This is a genomic window from Microcoleus sp. ARI1-B5, from assembly GCF_036705795.1.
Taxonomy (GTDB): Bacteria; Cyanobacteriota; Cyanobacteriia; order Cyanobacteriales; family Microcoleaceae; genus Microcoleus.
The window spans coordinates 34,256-48,686 of sequence record NZ_JAUBVK010000047.1 but is presented as its reverse complement, the minus strand read 5'-3'; the positions used below and the strand labels follow the sequence as shown (position 1 = coordinate 48,686).

The following is a 14,431-nucleotide window of genomic DNA, read 5'->3' as shown; positions in this document are numbered from 1 at the left end:
GACTACCGATAACCTCATGAATAGAACCCGAGACCCCTCTACCCTAAACGGTTTGATTCCCATATGTAACTGTCAAGCGGTCAACCCAACGACTGCGCTGACTGACAAGCTGTCAACTGTCAACTGCTATACTATCCGTTATCCGTGCGAACATCCCAAGCAATTGTTAGCGGCTCTAACAATTTTTGCTGGCTGCTAGAGGCGAGTTTTCCTAAATATTCGCGAACAACAGAGGCGTGTTCAATATTCAAGCGATAACCCCGCGAGACATCTTCAAAGAAAAGCGGCTCGGCCAAAATTGCTTCCCAATCGGGATTTTGCCTCGACTCCTCGGCTAGCAGCATGAAATCTTCCTCCTCCGGCAAAAGTCCCCCCGGCAATTTTCCTGACAAAATCCCCAGAATCCGGGGTTCGCAGGTGCGGGTATTCACGCCCTGGCCCTCCAACAACTGCAAAATTTTCTCAAAGCTCTGAGTTTCAGCGCCCAAAACCTGCATTAATTCCCACAGCAGACAAAAGTCGCTGTACTGTTGCTGCGGCACATCCAAAATTTGAGGATAGAGAGCCAAACTCGCCAACCCGCAGGCAACTCGACCACTTGTTTTTGAATAATTTGTGCTTGGAAATACAGAATTTAATGCAAAATTGTGAATTTGAGAAATATCTCGATCGACCTCCAATTCCCGCTCTTGAACGACGATCGCATTCGGCAACTTTTGGCGCAACCAACGGGCGATCGCAGGCCAAGCACCCATGCCCCCCGCACAAATCGCCTGATTAATCCCCGCCGGCGACATTCCCGCGCGGCTGAGCAAAGCATTCAATTCGCGATTCAACTGCTGTACAAAAGGCACTAAAACCAGACTTTCCAAATCTCTACGCTTCACATCCCAATGCTGCTGGCCAATATCCAAAACAAAACTTTCTTGATGTTGCAAAATAACTTTCAAATGCCTTGCCGCGTCCAACAATTGCAGGCCAAAAGCAGAACCTTGCAACCGCTGCTGCAATTGATAGCGGCTCGGTAAATCTGGATGCCCCGGACGCGGCAAATCGATCGACATTCCCCAAGTTTCATTTTTCGCCAACAACTGACAGATAATATCCTGATCGAAAGCATTGCCAGCCGCATCAAAACTTTGGCAAGTAAAATCAGCGCGAGTTAAATCTTGCAGATGGGACGGCAACTCAACTAAAGCTAATTCCACCGTCACCGCCCCGGCATTCAGAATCAAAGTTCCCCCGCTAAAAGACGAAGCATTTACAGTTAGCGGTGCAGCTTCTTCGAGTTCGCCCCTAACAGAATCGGGCGCCGAAGATTGCACTTCTGTGGAATTTTTGACAGGAGTTACAGCAGCAATTAAAGTAGCGATCGCATCGGGCACCACAAAAATTTGCGAACCCTCTGCCACCAGCTCCGCGCCCAAAACAGCCTCCCGCAGGTTAAACCGATAAGCATTTCCCCAGCCGGCCGGAGTCCCCAAAATTACACCCTGCAAGTCTAAAAGCGCCGCATCCAGAGTTTCGGCCGTCAGTCCCGAAGCTTTACAGATTAAATTAGAAACTGGCCGGGCCGCAAAATTCGCCGCCATTGCAGAATCCAAAACTTCCCCCGCTCCGCCAAATTTTTGCCCCGAAAGCTGAGGATTCAAAGTAGCCAGCAGCGCCCGCACACCGTGCAGCGGTAGGGCGATCGACACAGCCCGATCGGGCGACCACTGCAACAGCGGTTCGTACATCCCAGCAGTTGCCCGCTGATAAGGAATGCCCACCTTTAAAGGCAATTTAAAATTTTGCAGTAAAAATTCTCCTGCAGGCAAAGCCAACTGCCGCAATCCCACCGACTTTACTGTCACCTGCGGGCCGCTTTTGCCGCTTGAGGCTGTTTCCTCCAGCACCGCAGCCGAGGGAATCCGAAAGCTCGCGCTCGCTGCGGAGCCCTGAGCCTGCGGTGTTTCCCAGTAGATCGGGTGCAATTGGCCTTCTTCGCGATCGAGCAAAGCCGCCGACAGCCCGCAGGAACCGAAATCTATGCCCAAATACCAGCGAGAATTCCGGCGTTTTTGGGATTGAGAGGATGAAGGTGCGATCGCACCTGGAATAGAATGCTGCTGTGGAACAGCAAACTCGCTCAAGTCGGTTTTCCCCTCAACAACTCCGGCTTTACTCTCCGTCGAAATTAGGTTTTTTTTTTGACTTTCTCGAGGACTTGACGGCAGTTCGTTGGTTTGGGCAGTTTGGGCGTCTTCTCGATCGGTCTCGTCGGTCAAACTCGCCAAAATCTCGTCTAGCGTCAACTTCGAGTCGTCTTCCTCAGCAAACAAATCATCCTCAAGTTCGTCCTCCAAAACAAAAGGTTCATCCTCTGATGAGAGTTCCAACACATCGGAGAACAAATCCTCCAGCGTGCCGAGTTCTTCCTCTGCTGCCTCCGCAAAGGGATTTTCTGCACCGCCGGAGGGGGAATTCGCCGAAAAATCTAAGCTGTTAACCGCACTTGAATTCGATCGCCCGGATCTGCTATTTTCCAATCCCTCCAGATTGTAGAGGTCTGTCTCCAACTGTTCCAGAGTATTGTTATCCAAATTTAGAGCTCGATCGAGGTCATCTTCTAATGCCTCAACCGGCAGCAAATCCTCGTCCGGCGAAGCTTGGATGTACACATCACCGATCCCCTGCGACGAGGTTCCAAACTCGCCAGTTTGAACATCGCGGGCACTCGGCACACGCCCGCCGCTGGGTTGGTTCGGGCTAATTTCAGCAGGCACGCTCAAAGCTGGCGCGTCCGGCTCCCGTGGCGGTGGAGGCACAGCATCTGTGTCGAAACGATCGCCTCGGTTTTGAGCTGTTTCTAGATTTTCTCGATCGTCCAAGTCAAGTTGCGGCTCGATCGAACTTAGGGCTGGCGGTTCTGAAACGGATGGTAATGTTGCCTCGATCGAACTTAGGGCTGACGGTTCTGAAACGGATGGTACTGTTGCAACTTGCGGTTCAAATAAATCTTGAGTATCTAAAGTTAGAGCCTCGGCAGAATTACCGATTACGAATTCCGAATCTTCAGCTACTAGAAAATCTGACAGCGATTCGCCTTCATCCAGCAGATTTACAAACAAATCTTCGGCATTATTTAGGGGTTCGGCAGTTTCATAATCTGCTGTTTGAGATTGTGCCGTTTCAATTTCGGCTGCACTTTCAGTATTTTCGATCGTGAAATCTTCCTGTTCTAATTCGAGTTCGGCGACGGCTTCTCCTGCGAACAAACTCGCGTACAAATCCTCAACATTTTCGCCATTTTCTGCTAACATATCTTCCGGCTCGGCGCCGGGAAACCGAGTTGCAGGTCGAGGTCTTGCCGGTGCTGAACCGGACAAATTATCTTCCAAGTCAAGGATCGAGATTGGGGCTTCAAAACGATCGCGATCGCGCCTCAACTGTCCGAATTGCGGAGAAATTTCAGTACCCGCGTAGGGCAATCTGTCTTGTTCCCCGAGTTCGCCGCTGCGATTTTCACGCATCTGAGCGACTGAGGGATCGATCGCAGTATTTGAGAGGGCGCTGGCGGCACCAGAGCGATCGGCAGCGGTTGGTTCGGCAGTTTCGAGATTTGCCAGGGCGATCGGCTGCTGCACGAAAGAAGAGGCTTCTCGTCTCAACTGTGCGGCCAAGTGGTTGACAAAAGTCGCTAACATTGCCTCGCTCTGCTGGCTCAAACCATACATATTTTCGAGTCCTTGTCCCAAGGAAGCTTGATAGCTTTGCAGATTTGCTTCCAAAGCCTCGAACACGATACCCATCGTAGAATCGAGCCTCATCAGCAGACTGTCAGCACTAGCTTGGAACCGTTGCATTTGCTCCAATCTCTGAGCGGGTGTCAGCAGCGGGTGTTCTTCTGAGGTTTGTGGGTTTAAACCCGATTGCTGCGATTGTGCTCCACTGCTGGGCAACAACTGATTTTCTAGGCTACCGAGAATTTGGGACAAATCGCGATCCAAGGTTTCTTCCAAGCGGTCTGTCAGTACCTGCAAAAATTCAGAAATGATTTGCTGTTGGTTTGCTTGTTGCTGAGCTAGGGATTGTTGCTGCTGCCGTTTTGCTTCTAGCTGTTTGATTTCTTGAATTAGAGCTTGCTGCTCTTGTCGCAGAGCTTCTATGTCTTCTTGGAGGGGCCCCGTCAGGCTTGAACGCAGGTTGCTGATTTCTCCGGTTACGGCAAGCATGATTTGATCTGCTGCTGAGGGGCGATCGGCCACCAGTGGCACTTTAGGGACTGGAACTGGTTGCGGGCGGACATTTGGGCTGGGGGGCCCCTTGCGGGCTGCTACCTGTGACTCTGGGGAAACCAGATAAGCGCGAACTCGCTCTAAAAGTTGGCGCTGGTGGACAGTATCGATCGAACTGGTCCAAGGCAAGCGGGGGGCGGGCTTGCTGAGTACCTCGTCAATCTCAGCAATCAGTGCTTGAATTTTGTACTTCTGAGAATTCAAGGGCGGAACCTCTGGGAATGCGGCTAGGGATAAACTTTATTGAAAAAAGATTGAAGTCAGGCGGCAGCTATGCCAATAGATAGAATAATCTGAATGCGAGTCCATCAATAATTGACTAATATTTTCTGACAACTTTGAATTAACCTTTTGCTTTTGCCTTCGGATGACTTCTATTGCCCATGATAGGTTAGCCGGTACTTCCGCATCAAATGCCCGCTTGTGTTGACTGCAAGTGCTCTCAAATTCTGCGGTTGCTTTCCTGGTTTCCGGGTAGTTTCCAGGCGATTGGGCCCCAGAGGGATAGCTGCGATCGCCTGGAAAGTGCAACTGCCCCACCCGTCACCCGGAGTTTGGGGCGGTGGCAGTTCGCGCCTGTCTCTCGTCAGGTAATACGGTCAAGTTGTGTCTCGCTCTTTCACAGACTTGGAAACAACCTCAAACAATCTGCGATTGGGGATTCCGGGATTCGGGATTGTCCCCGTGCACTCGATTTGACCAACCTTTTATGATAGCTGTTTATCTGTGTTGATGACTAGAGATTAATGGTACAATAATCTCGGGGTAGCATAAAAAGTTGCTGGAAACTGCGTCGGTTTCAGTTGCCAAGAGCGCCAACCTTTAGGCTGGGAATGGCCGTGGATTTTCCTGGTAGTGCTGACATTTGACTTGTTCCAGGCAGTTGCAGTCGGATTTGGTCGCTGTGTGCGCGGTGTGCTGACTTGTGCTTGTCCCTGGGACCGATCGACTGCGGGGTCGGCTGACAAGAAATCTCTCAGCAGTGTTAAGCTTGTCTTCGCTACCGTGCTTGTCTTCGGTAACTCGATCGGCACTCTTGAGCTTGCCACGCTGCTAAAATTTTGTTAATAAAATTTGCTCGGTGGTATGTATCTAAAAAATTATGGTATAGTCTTTAGTTTCTAGCTCGCAATCAGAACTTGAGGCTATTAATTCCCATATTAGAGCGATCGACCGCAAAACTTTAGAGGTAAAAATTGCCGATTTTAGATACTAGAATCTCTTTTCTTGAATCTAAAATCGAATGACTCGGCTGCAAGCTATTTCTAACTGCCCAGCGCAGCTCAAGCGCATAAATTAAAATGATGGCCTCATGGAAGACCGCTTTAACACCCGAGATCCGCAGTCCAATATAAATCAATTGATAGTTTCTACTCCTTTTTTTGCAGGTTTGCCCGATCCTGTAATCGAGAGAGCAACTGTCCACATCGTTACCCGCAGTCATCCGTCAAATCAAGTGATTTTACTCGAAAATGACTGGGGAACATCAGTGTATTTTATATTGGATGGTTGGGTGAAAATTCGCACCTACAACCTAGACGGAAAAGAAGTAACACTGAATATTTTAGGGAAAGGAGAACTGTTCGGGGAAATGGCCGCGATCGAAGAAGCACCGCGATCGACAGATGTCATCACCCTAGCCCCGACACTGATCGGCAATATGCCAGCTCAAGATTTTGTGCAGCTCATTCATACCGAACCCCTCGCAGGCATTCGGCTAGCTCAACTGATGGCCCGCCGCCTGCGGCAAGTCAACCGCCGCCTGCGTTTGCGAGAGTCTGACAGTACCTCGCGAGTAGCAGATATTCTATTATTTTTGGCAGAAGGGCAAGGGAAAATCATGTCCACAGGAGGTACAGAAATTCCCAACCTACCGCACAGAGAATTGAGCAGCCTCAGCGGGCTGGCTAGGGAAACAGTAACCCGAGTGCTGAGCAAGCTGGAAAAAAAAGGAACAATTCAGCGCGAACGTGACGTTTTGTGCATTCCCGACCTACACGCCTTGGAGCGTCTGTTAGTCTAGAAGTATCAGAGATTGCTAATTTGAATCTAATTCAAAAGCACTCTCTGTTAACTAACTGATATTGATGATTTCCCGCTGGAGGTAAAGCTGTGAGTTTTAAGAAAATTTTCGCCGCCGTAGATGATTCTGAACTCGGCCACCGCGTCTTCAGTCAAGCTTTAGAATTAGCGCTGATCGATCGCGCCGAGATGATGCTATTTCACTGCGTTACTGTCAACTCCCTGGGCGAGACAGCAGTGCCAATTCCCGTAGATTTGGGGATGAATGTCGGGTTAATGGATCAAGCTTACCAAGCTCAACGTTTGCGGCTGGAAAGCGAGGTAAAACAGTCTGAAGTTTTGCTGAAAAATTACTGCGACGCCGCAGCCAAACAAGGATTGCAGGCGGAATTTGACTGCCAAATGGACGGCGATCCGGGGCACTGTGTCTGTGAATACGCCCAAAATTGGGGCGCTGATTTAATAGTATTGGGGAGGCGCGGCCGCACGGGGTTCACAGAAGCTTTCCTCGGCAGTGTGAGCAATTATGTGGTTCACCACGCATCTTGTTCGGTATTTGTAATTCAGGAAGTCAAAGCCCAAAAATGATCCGGCCCAAAATTTTCCTGAGAACATCAATCTAAAATAAGACTGGCGTTCTTACCTAAGCCCGGTTTCTGCGAGCAATATTAAATTTGGCGGCAAGGCATCGAAACAGTGAAACCGGGAATCAACCGTAGAGTGCGCAAGTCCCGTAAAATCTAAAATCTAAAATCTAAAATCGGATGAGTGATTTTGTGTCAGCAGATGCCGCGTCTAATTCGGGCAGTTCACCCAGTACCAATAATGAGCCGCAAACCGCCGCTTTTTCAGCAATGGCGGGCGATCGCCCAAATCCAGATCCGGGAACGCCAGCCGCTGGGGAAGCGCCTTTGAGGCTCGTAGAAACGGCATTTTTGGCAAGTACCGCTAGCTTGATTTGGCTGATCAATTATTACTTTCCGCTGGGCCCGTTGCTGCGGGTGTTTTTCCCGGTGCCCATTGCCCTAGTTTACCTGCGCTGGGGCAACAGAGCCGCTTGGATGTCAGCTTTGGTTTCCGGTTTGCTGCTGTCGGTACTCATGGGCCCGACGCGGAGCATTTTATACGTGATTCCTTTTGGAGTTATGGGAGTTGCGCTGGGAGGACTTTGGCGGCGCAAAGCGAGTTGGTCTTTGTCTGTTGCTGTGGGTGCGTTAATTGGTACTGTCGGCTTCTTTTTTAAGTTTTGGCTGCTGTCAGCTTTGGTGGGTCAAGATCTCTGGGTTTACGTAACCGCTCAGGTAACGGAGATTGTGGAATGGGTGTTTGTGAAGCTGGGCTGGCTGAGCGTGCCGAGTTTGAGCACTATTGGGGCGATCGCCGCCGGGATGATTTTGGTTAACAATATTGTCTATTTATTTGTAGTGCATTTAGTAGCTTTGCTGCTGCTCGATCGTTTGGGAAATGCGATTCCGCGGCCGCCGCGCTGGGTGCAAGTTTTAATCGATTATGAAGATTGACACTCCCCACCGATGAATCGGGGGGATTCTTCTCTCAGCGAGCCAACTTACCCTAGCAGGCCCCGGCCAACTAAGATAGAGGTCGATTCTCCAGAAGCGTTGCTTGCGTCGAGCGCAAAGGTTCCTGTGTGTCCCACAGTACCCAACCCTGAGTTGAGGATATTGATGCCAGCGTTGTGGTCGCGATCTAATGTACATCCACATTGACAAACGTGAGTTCTCGTAGACAAAGATTTCTTAACCACAACACCACATCTAGAGCATTGTTGCGACGTATAGGCAGGATTGACCGCAATCGTGATCCGTCCGAATACCCGCCCAAAATACTCTAACCAAACTCTAAATTGATACCAGCCCCCGTCACTAATGGACTTAGCCAGACAATGATTCTTAACCATGTTCTTAATCCGCAAATCTTCATAGACGACTACATCGTTAGATGTGATTACGCACCGCGCCAATTTGATGGCATGGTCTTTACGCTGTCTACTTATTTTGAGGTGAACTCGTCCTAATCTAACCCTAGCTTTACGTCTGTTACTAGAGCCTTTTACTTTGCGAGAAACGAGCCTTTGTGCCCGCTTCATCTTCTTCTCTCCTGTTCGATAGAACCGAGGATTTTCAACCTTAATTCCTAATGAATCGGTGTAGAAGCTCTCTAGTCCCACATCTAAACCAATGGTTTGATGAGTTGGCCCGATGACTTCATGGCGCTCAACAGACACACAAAATTGAACGTAGTAGCCGTCCGCTCTTTTTACCAATCGAACCCTTTTGATTTGATCGGGTTGGTAGAAGTTCAGATCTCGAGTCCCTTTCAACTTCAGCTTGCCTATCCCCTTTTTATCGGTGAAGACAATTGACTTTCTATCGAGAGCTAGTTTCCATCCCGACACTTTATATTCAACCGATCTATTATCTTTCTGGAACTGAGGAAAACCTTTCTTTCCAGATAGCTTACTCTTGCAGTTGTCGTAGAATCGGGAAATTGCCGACCAAGCGCGTTCGGTTGCCGCTTGACGGGCTGTTGAGTTGAGTTCATCTGCAAAAGGAAATTCCTTCGCTAGTATCGCGCTTTGCTTGCTCAGGTCGTACTTATTGGTCTTCGGATTGTCCATCCATTCTTCGGATGCACTTGTTCCGAATGAACTGCACAGTACGAATCGCGTCATCAATAGCTGCGAACTGCTTGGGTTTTCCGTAGGTTTTGAACTCAAAAACTAGCATTGGAACTTGATGTCTTACGCTGACCATTATAGCGCAAAAATAATGAATCGACAAGGAAAATCAAAAGATTGTAGGCGGAAGACAGCCTTACTCCGAGTTCATCCCCGTGATGCAACTCGCGGGGCTTTCCTCTCGTTTTCCGGTAATCGGAAGGAAGTTCGGCAACGAGCAATGTACGGGATGTAACGGATGTAACGAATTGACCGAAGATGGAATACTTGTCTACCAGCGTAGCTGAAGGAATGAAGGAAGAAGGAAGAAGGAAGAAAGATTTTGTAAGTGATTTAACTGATGGCTGTTGAGGGAAGGAAAAAAATAAAATTATCCGCTTTACCTCTTTCTGGTTTTTTCGGCAATTACCAATTCCCATTACCAATTCTCCATTACCAATTCCCCCTGACTACTGACTACTGACTAATGACGGCAGGACTAATGACTAATTATGATTCGTATTTATACAGAAATTGAACTCGGCCAGCGGTGGCTCGATCGCTATCGGGGACAGCAACCGATATTTGCCTGCGTGTTAGGATTCACTGCTACTGGCTTAATTCCGGGGATTTCCGCAGCAGGAGCAACCCCGCGCGATCGACAATTTACTTGTTTGGCCGATGCAGAATTTTTGTACAACGGCCCCCAACCGTCGCCGCAGTATCCTTTGCCGCCCCTAGAAGCCGGTGCCTCGCCGGTACTGATATCTCGCGCTGTAGTCGAAGCTTTGGAAATTCCCCTTTACCTGTTTAATGCAGGTTTGCCCCTCCCGCCTCCAGTACCTGCAATTGATTTGGGCGGCACTGCGGCAAAGTGTCTGATTTCTGGGAATGCTTTGGAACTCGAAACAGTCAAACATTTGCTGGAACAAGGGTTAATTTGGGGAGCTAAATTGGCGGCCCAAACTAATGGCAGCTATTTAATTTTAGGGGAGTGCGTAGTTGGGGGAACGACTACTGCTTTGGGCGTGTTAATGGGTTTGGGTATTGCGGCGGCGGGTAAGGTTAACAGTTCTCACCCTACCTGCAATCACGCTCAAAAATTGGCTGCGGTGACAGCGGGACTAAATAATGCTGGGTGGGAAATTGGCATAAAAAATAGCACTCCCCTGGATTTGGTGGCGGCGGTGGGCGATCCGATGCAGATAGCGGTGGCGGGAATGGCGATCGCCGCGAGTCGGAGTTGCGGGGTGCTCTTGGCTGGCGGCACGCAAATGCTGGCAGTGTACGCTTTGATGCAAGCATTAGCCCGGGAATACGATCTGTTATGGCGTCCCGAGCAAGTCGCGGTGGGGACTACGCGCTGGGTAGCCGAAGACCCCACAGGGGACACCGCAGGACTCGCTAAGGAGATCGGCGGTGTGCCTCTGTTGGCTGCACAGCTAAGTTTTGCTGGCTCTCGTTACCCGCAACTGCAAGCTTACGATCGCGGGTATGTGAAGGAGGGTGTCGGTGCCGGCTCGTGTGCGATCGCCAGCGGGCTAGCTGCTAATTGGACTCCTACTCAACTCCTCCAAGCTGTTGAAGCTTTAGCACGGCGCAGGTGCGAAATTAAACATTAAAACCGGGTTTTTCGTTTTCTGTGCGTCCCGGCATCCGAGGAATTAAATATGAAAAATTCAGATGTGCGATCGAGCTGCGAACCGGGTTTTGCTGCTCAACTAGCTTTGTTTTGGCTGAATAATTATATCATTTTCTGTAGCATTGCTGCTTGCAAATTTACACAATCTTCTACACAATATCTCGCTTTGATGCAGTATTCCTACTGTGAATTGTGCGAGACAAAAAACTCTCTGGAATGACTGTATAAGTAGACGAGCCGAAATCAACGCAACTTGTATTTTTTTTCTTGATTAATGCCCGATCGCCAGGAGCAATATTTAATTTGATCCGCCTACCTGTTGCGAGTGCATTCTTTTGGCGAGCAACTGTTCTTCCAAGGCAGCAATTCGATTGTAAGCGGCTGTTAGCTGAGCTGTGAGGCGTTGGATTTGAATCTCGGAACTCAGCTCTTTTTCCAGGCTTTGATAATTCTTGTCAAAGTAGCTGTCATCTAACAGTATGTCCTTGTGTTCGAGGATGCCGTCGTGACTGCTGTAGCTTTGATATGGCGAGGTTTTGTGATTTCCTAATGTTCCAGAGCGGTCGTCGCTCTGCTGCTGGGCCAGCTTCGCCTCCTTAGCGGACTCCAATAACTTTTCATTGAGGTTTTCTATTAGTTTGTACAAGGCATCGACTTGTTGGCTCAATACTGTAACTTGCTGGCGGAGCGCTTCCATACAATCATCCTCTGGATAGTAACTTATATCTTTACATATAAGGGAAATCTTTACATAACTGGGATTTATCACTAAATTATTTAATTTTTGAGGTAATTGTTGTGTTCCCAATCCTGACGGTAGATTTAGGGACTCAGCTTGAGGATTTTAGATTTTAGATTTTAGATTTTAGATTGTAGATTTGAGATTTTAGATTGGTCGGGACGCAGAAACCGGGTTCTTTCACCATCATACTTCCTGATAAGCTTGAATAAGAGTTAAGAAACCTAGTTTCTGAGAGTCGGAGCGCCCAGCGTCCTGTTATATTGACTTTGCAGTCGATTTTCCATTGTTCGATTTGAGATTTTACAGAGTTTTGGACGCAGAAACCGGGTTTTTGAGTTATTAAGCTGTCGCGGATTTAAAAGGGATTTTTCACTTCGGTTGTGGAAAAAGCGTCATCCAATGGCAGAGTGCAGCGCGATCGCTGTTGCGTTATATTAAAAAATGTAACACAGATAGAGTCGATCGCCCGCAAAGACCGGCGAAACAGGCACAAAAGGAACTTTTCGCAGAAAAATCAGGCGTTAAGTAGACGGGGGTTGTCGGTTCTGCAGCGCTCGATCGACAACGCAGAAGGTAGAATCAGCAAAACAGAGTCAGAGCGCACCAGAACCGAGTACAATGGCTTTGTGTTTGAAAAAGAAATAAGATAATTCGGCGCCAACTACCGGACTCGACAAACAATTATTTGCCGGGGTGCAGAACACAAAAAATCGATCGATATTTAGAAAAGCGGATTCACAGGTGAAACGAAGGTCTTTGCTATTGGGGGCCGCCACCCTAACTTTAAGTCAATTGGCGGCAGGGTGCGACTCGAAACCCACTCTCAAAATTCGATCGCTCAAAAACGGTATTCCGGCGCAACTGGTAAGCAAATTTAGCCGCGATTCAAAGCCGTCTGGGCTTTTGCAGGTAACGCAAGAAGCACAATTAAAAGAATTATTTGCCCTTTTGCAGCAGTGGAAACGGACACCCGAAGCCAAAAATCAAGCTGACTTGGTGATGTTGGGAGATTATTGGCTGACTTTGGCAATTCGGCAAAAATTGATTCAGCCGATCGATCCTGCTAAATTTGATAATTGGTCGAAATTGCCCGAAAGATGGCAAAAACTCGTCAGACGCAACGCTGACGGTCAATTAGACGCTAAAGGTAAAGTTTGGGCTGCACCTTACCGCTGGGGAAGTACGGTAATTGCCTATCGCATTGACAAATTTAAGGCTTTGGGGTGGACTCCGACAGATTGGAGTGACTTGTGGAAAGCCGAATTGCGCGATCGAATTTCTCTGCCGGATAGCGCTAGAGAAGTTATCGGTTTAACATTAAAAAAACTGGGAAAATCTTACAATACCCAGCAATTAGATAAAGTTCCAAACCTCAAAAAAGAACTCGCAAACCTGCACCGACAAGCTAAACTTTACAGTTCAGACGCTTACCTGCAACCGTTGATTTTAGGCGATACTTGGTTGGCCGTAGGTTCTTCTGGCGACTTGCTGCCGCTGCTGCAAACTCAAAACGATATTGCTGTAGTAATTCCCGCTTCTGGAACTGCAATTTGGACGGATTTGTGGGTGCAACCGGCCTCGGGAAAGCCAATTGCGTTAGGGGAAAAATGGATTAATTTTTGCTTGCAGCCTCAGATTGCGCCTCAATTATCTTTGCTGGCTAAGGCTAGTTCGCCGATAATTGTCGGTATGAAACCGGAGGATTTGCCGGCCGATGTTCGCGCTAATCCTTTGTTGTTGCCGGATGCTAAGATTCTTGCTGCTAGCGACTTTCTGCTGCCTTTCGGGGATGCGGGGATTCAGCAATATCGATCGATCTGGCAAGAAATTCGGCAAGTAGTGCAAAGCTAAAATGTAGGGTGCGTCAGTCACCAGCCCACAAGCGCCGAGAAAATCATCAAAACTGACGCACCTTTAACCGTAGGGTTCGTCAGTCACCAGTTGTACCTGTATGGTGCGTCAGCTCTTAGATTCTCAACTACTACTAAGGGTGAATTTTCAGGTAAACAAAAATCCTGACCTTTTTTGTGAGGCGTGTATCCTTGTGCTAAGGCATGGAGAATTACCTCACGTACCAGCACAGGCGTAATAGCTTGATAATCATCAGAAAAACCTGTCGTCAATTTCTGAGCAGGATTCTCATATAACTCTACGTACAAACCAATGCCGCAATCGTCGCGTGAAATAAGCCAACGATATTTTTCCCCGTTTATGGTGATACTACGTGAAGCTTTTTTAGGAAGTGCCATTTTTGGTCTGTTATTTTGTTAGCTAAAATGCACGGTGCGTCAGCTCTTGATTTATCCATTATTCATCAAATTACTCGCTGCTGGCGCACCCTACTAAAAGCCTTTGAGTTTGCCTCGAAGACCGGGATTTGACAGAGATTCTAAGCCTATTTTACAGCTTTGCCGATCGCCCTTGCACGAATAAACCGCCAAAGCCGTGCCTTGACGGTTGCAAACTTGCAGGTTGTAACCGTACTCGCTAGAAACCGCGCCGAAGCGGTTGACAAACTGATAGCGTTCCATATAATCGAGCAAACTCCACAGTTGGCGGTTGACGATGATGATTACCCAAGTGTTGCTGCGATCGACAAACCAGCGATCGAGCAACTTGCCGCCAAACTGTTTTTGAGCCAACCACAGACTCGGCGTGCTCTTTTCGGTTTGCGAAAGCGGCGGCGCCGGGAAATTCGCAGCGTTGCCAGTCGGGCAAACCGGCTGCTGGGAAAACCCCGCAGATTGTCCCCACAGCAATGCTTCTACGCACGTAAAACTGGCAATTAGGAACAAAAATAAACTTTTTGCCAAAATGCCGTGTTTGCGGCGGGAAACTTGATTTTCGTGGCGCAATTTGTGGTAATTCATCATATTATTTTAGATTTGCGATCGGGACTTACACAAAACCTCTATATTGGAACGCTTCAAAGAAGAAGAGTGGGCGGTTTACTCGTTACTAGGCGCTTTGCCTAGTAACGCAGATCCGGAGGAAGAGCCTCCATGTTTCCAAGCGAGGCTCTTCCTCTAGATTTAGGTTCCTTTCGCGCTTAGCTAAAGGAACCAGTT

At 48.5% G+C, this 14,431-nt stretch carries 12 protein-coding genes and 1 pseudogene; 6 read left to right on the top strand and 7 right to left on the bottom strand.

Features of this window, described 5'->3' with window-relative positions; genetic code table 11:
* Positions 1 to 131: 131 nt before the first annotated feature.
* Entirely contained in the window at positions 132 to 4,484 is a 4,353-nt protein-coding gene (locus tag QUB63_RS33335; protein WP_332949672.1) for a hypothetical protein, read from the bottom strand.
* 539 nt (positions 4,485 to 5,023) lie between these two features.
* A complete protein-coding gene (locus QUB63_RS33330) occupies positions 5,024 to 5,329 on the bottom strand; it encodes a hypothetical protein (RefSeq protein ID WP_332949671.1) in 306 nt (101 codons plus the stop codon).
* A gap of 263 nt (positions 5,330 to 5,592) precedes the next feature.
* Here QUB63_RS33330 and QUB63_RS33325 point away from each other — a divergent pair, with 263 nt between their 5' ends.
* The 3 genes from QUB63_RS33325 to QUB63_RS33315 all read left to right on the top strand — a co-directional run bounded on the left by QUB63_RS33325 (position 5,593) and on the right by QUB63_RS33315 (position 7,822).
* A complete protein-coding gene (locus QUB63_RS33325) occupies positions 5,593 to 6,303 on the top strand; it encodes a Crp/Fnr family transcriptional regulator (RefSeq protein WP_332949670.1) in 711 nt (236 codons plus the stop codon).
* Between the two features lie 89 nt (positions 6,304 to 6,392).
* On the top strand, positions 6,393 to 6,890 hold the full coding sequence (locus QUB63_RS33320) for a universal stress protein (RefSeq protein WP_332949669.1): 498 nt from the start codon (positions 6,393 to 6,395) through the stop codon (positions 6,888 to 6,890).
* 176 nt (positions 6,891 to 7,066) lie between these two features.
* Positions 7,067 to 7,822: a DUF2232 domain-containing protein gene (locus tag QUB63_RS33315; RefSeq protein ID WP_332949667.1), complete on the top strand. Its 756-nt coding sequence runs from the start codon at positions 7,067 to 7,069 to the stop codon at positions 7,820 to 7,822.
* A 47-nt stretch (positions 7,823 to 7,869) separates the two neighbouring features.
* On the opposite strand, the pseudogene QUB63_RS33310 reads toward QUB63_RS33315, so the two are convergent.
* Positions 7,870 to 9,049: pseudogene (locus QUB63_RS33310) on the bottom strand (RNA-guided endonuclease InsQ/TnpB family protein).
* Complete coding sequence (locus QUB63_RS33305) at positions 9,036 to 9,419, bottom strand: hypothetical protein (RefSeq protein WP_332949666.1); 384 nt, start codon at positions 9,417 to 9,419, stop codon at positions 9,036 to 9,038. Before QUB63_RS33305 ends, QUB63_RS33310 begins: the two are co-directional and overlap by 14 nt.
* A 72-nt stretch (positions 9,420 to 9,491) precedes the next feature.
* On the opposite strand from QUB63_RS33305, the gene cobT reads away from it, so the two are divergent.
* Positions 9,492 to 10,601, top strand: a complete 1,110-nt coding sequence (gene cobT, locus QUB63_RS33300; RefSeq protein WP_332949665.1) for a nicotinate mononucleotide-dependent phosphoribosyltransferase CobT — start codon at positions 9,492 to 9,494, stop codon at positions 10,599 to 10,601.
* A gap of 48 nt (positions 10,602 to 10,649) precedes the next feature.
* Complete coding sequence (locus QUB63_RS33295) at positions 10,650 to 10,841, top strand: hypothetical protein (RefSeq protein ID WP_332949664.1); 192 nt, start codon at positions 10,650 to 10,652, stop codon at positions 10,839 to 10,841.
* A 78-nt stretch (positions 10,842 to 10,919) separates the two neighbouring features.
* Here QUB63_RS33295 and QUB63_RS33290 read toward each other — a convergent pair whose 3' ends face one another.
* Positions 10,920 to 11,318, bottom strand: coding sequence for a hypothetical protein (locus QUB63_RS33290; protein ID WP_332949663.1), 399 nt, complete (start codon positions 11,316 to 11,318; stop codon positions 10,920 to 10,922).
* A 786-nt stretch (positions 11,319 to 12,104) separates the two neighbouring features.
* Here QUB63_RS33290 and QUB63_RS33285 point away from each other — a divergent pair.
* Complete coding sequence (locus QUB63_RS33285; protein ID WP_332949662.1) at positions 12,105 to 13,214, top strand: extracellular solute-binding protein; 1,110 nt, start codon at positions 12,105 to 12,107, stop codon at positions 13,212 to 13,214.
* A gap of 83 nt (positions 13,215 to 13,297) precedes the next feature.
* Here the strand turns inward: QUB63_RS33285 and QUB63_RS33280 are convergent, their stop codons facing one another.
* Positions 13,298 to 13,612: a hypothetical protein gene (locus QUB63_RS33280; protein WP_332949661.1), complete on the bottom strand. Its 315-nt coding sequence runs from the start codon at positions 13,610 to 13,612 to the stop codon at positions 13,298 to 13,300.
* Between the two features lie 93 nt (positions 13,613 to 13,705).
* Complete coding sequence (locus tag QUB63_RS33275; protein WP_332949660.1) at positions 13,706 to 14,236, bottom strand: hypothetical protein; 531 nt, start codon at positions 14,234 to 14,236, stop codon at positions 13,706 to 13,708.
* Positions 14,237 to 14,431: the final 195 nt, after the last annotated feature.

What these genes read in the sequence shown, in the direction of transcription:
- cobT (WP_332949665.1), top strand. Translation starts at nt 9,492, where the DNA reads ATGATTCGTATTTATACAGAAATTGAACTCGGCCAGCGGTGGCTCGAT.
- QUB63_RS33290 (WP_332949663.1), bottom strand. Translation starts at nt 11,318, where the DNA reads ATGGAAGCGCTCCGCCAGCAAGTTACAGTATTGAGCCAACAAGTCGAT.
- QUB63_RS33315 (WP_332949667.1), top strand. Translation starts at nt 7,067, where the DNA reads ATGAGTGATTTTGTGTCAGCAGATGCCGCGTCTAATTCGGGCAGTTCA.
- QUB63_RS33280 (WP_332949661.1), bottom strand. Translation starts at nt 13,612, where the DNA reads ATGGCACTTCCTAAAAAAGCTTCACGTAGTATCACCATAAACGGGGAA.
- QUB63_RS33295 (WP_332949664.1), top strand. Translation starts at nt 10,650, where the DNA reads ATGAAAAATTCAGATGTGCGATCGAGCTGCGAACCGGGTTTTGCTGCT.
- QUB63_RS33275 (WP_332949660.1), bottom strand. Translation starts at nt 14,236, where the DNA reads ATGATGAATTACCACAAATTGCGCCACGAAAATCAAGTTTCCCGCCGC.
- QUB63_RS33325 (WP_332949670.1), top strand. Translation starts at nt 5,593, where the DNA reads ATGGAAGACCGCTTTAACACCCGAGATCCGCAGTCCAATATAAATCAA.
- QUB63_RS33305 (WP_332949666.1), bottom strand. Translation starts at nt 9,419, where the DNA reads ATGGGAATTGGTAATTGCCGAAAAAACCAGAAAGAGGTAAAGCGGATA.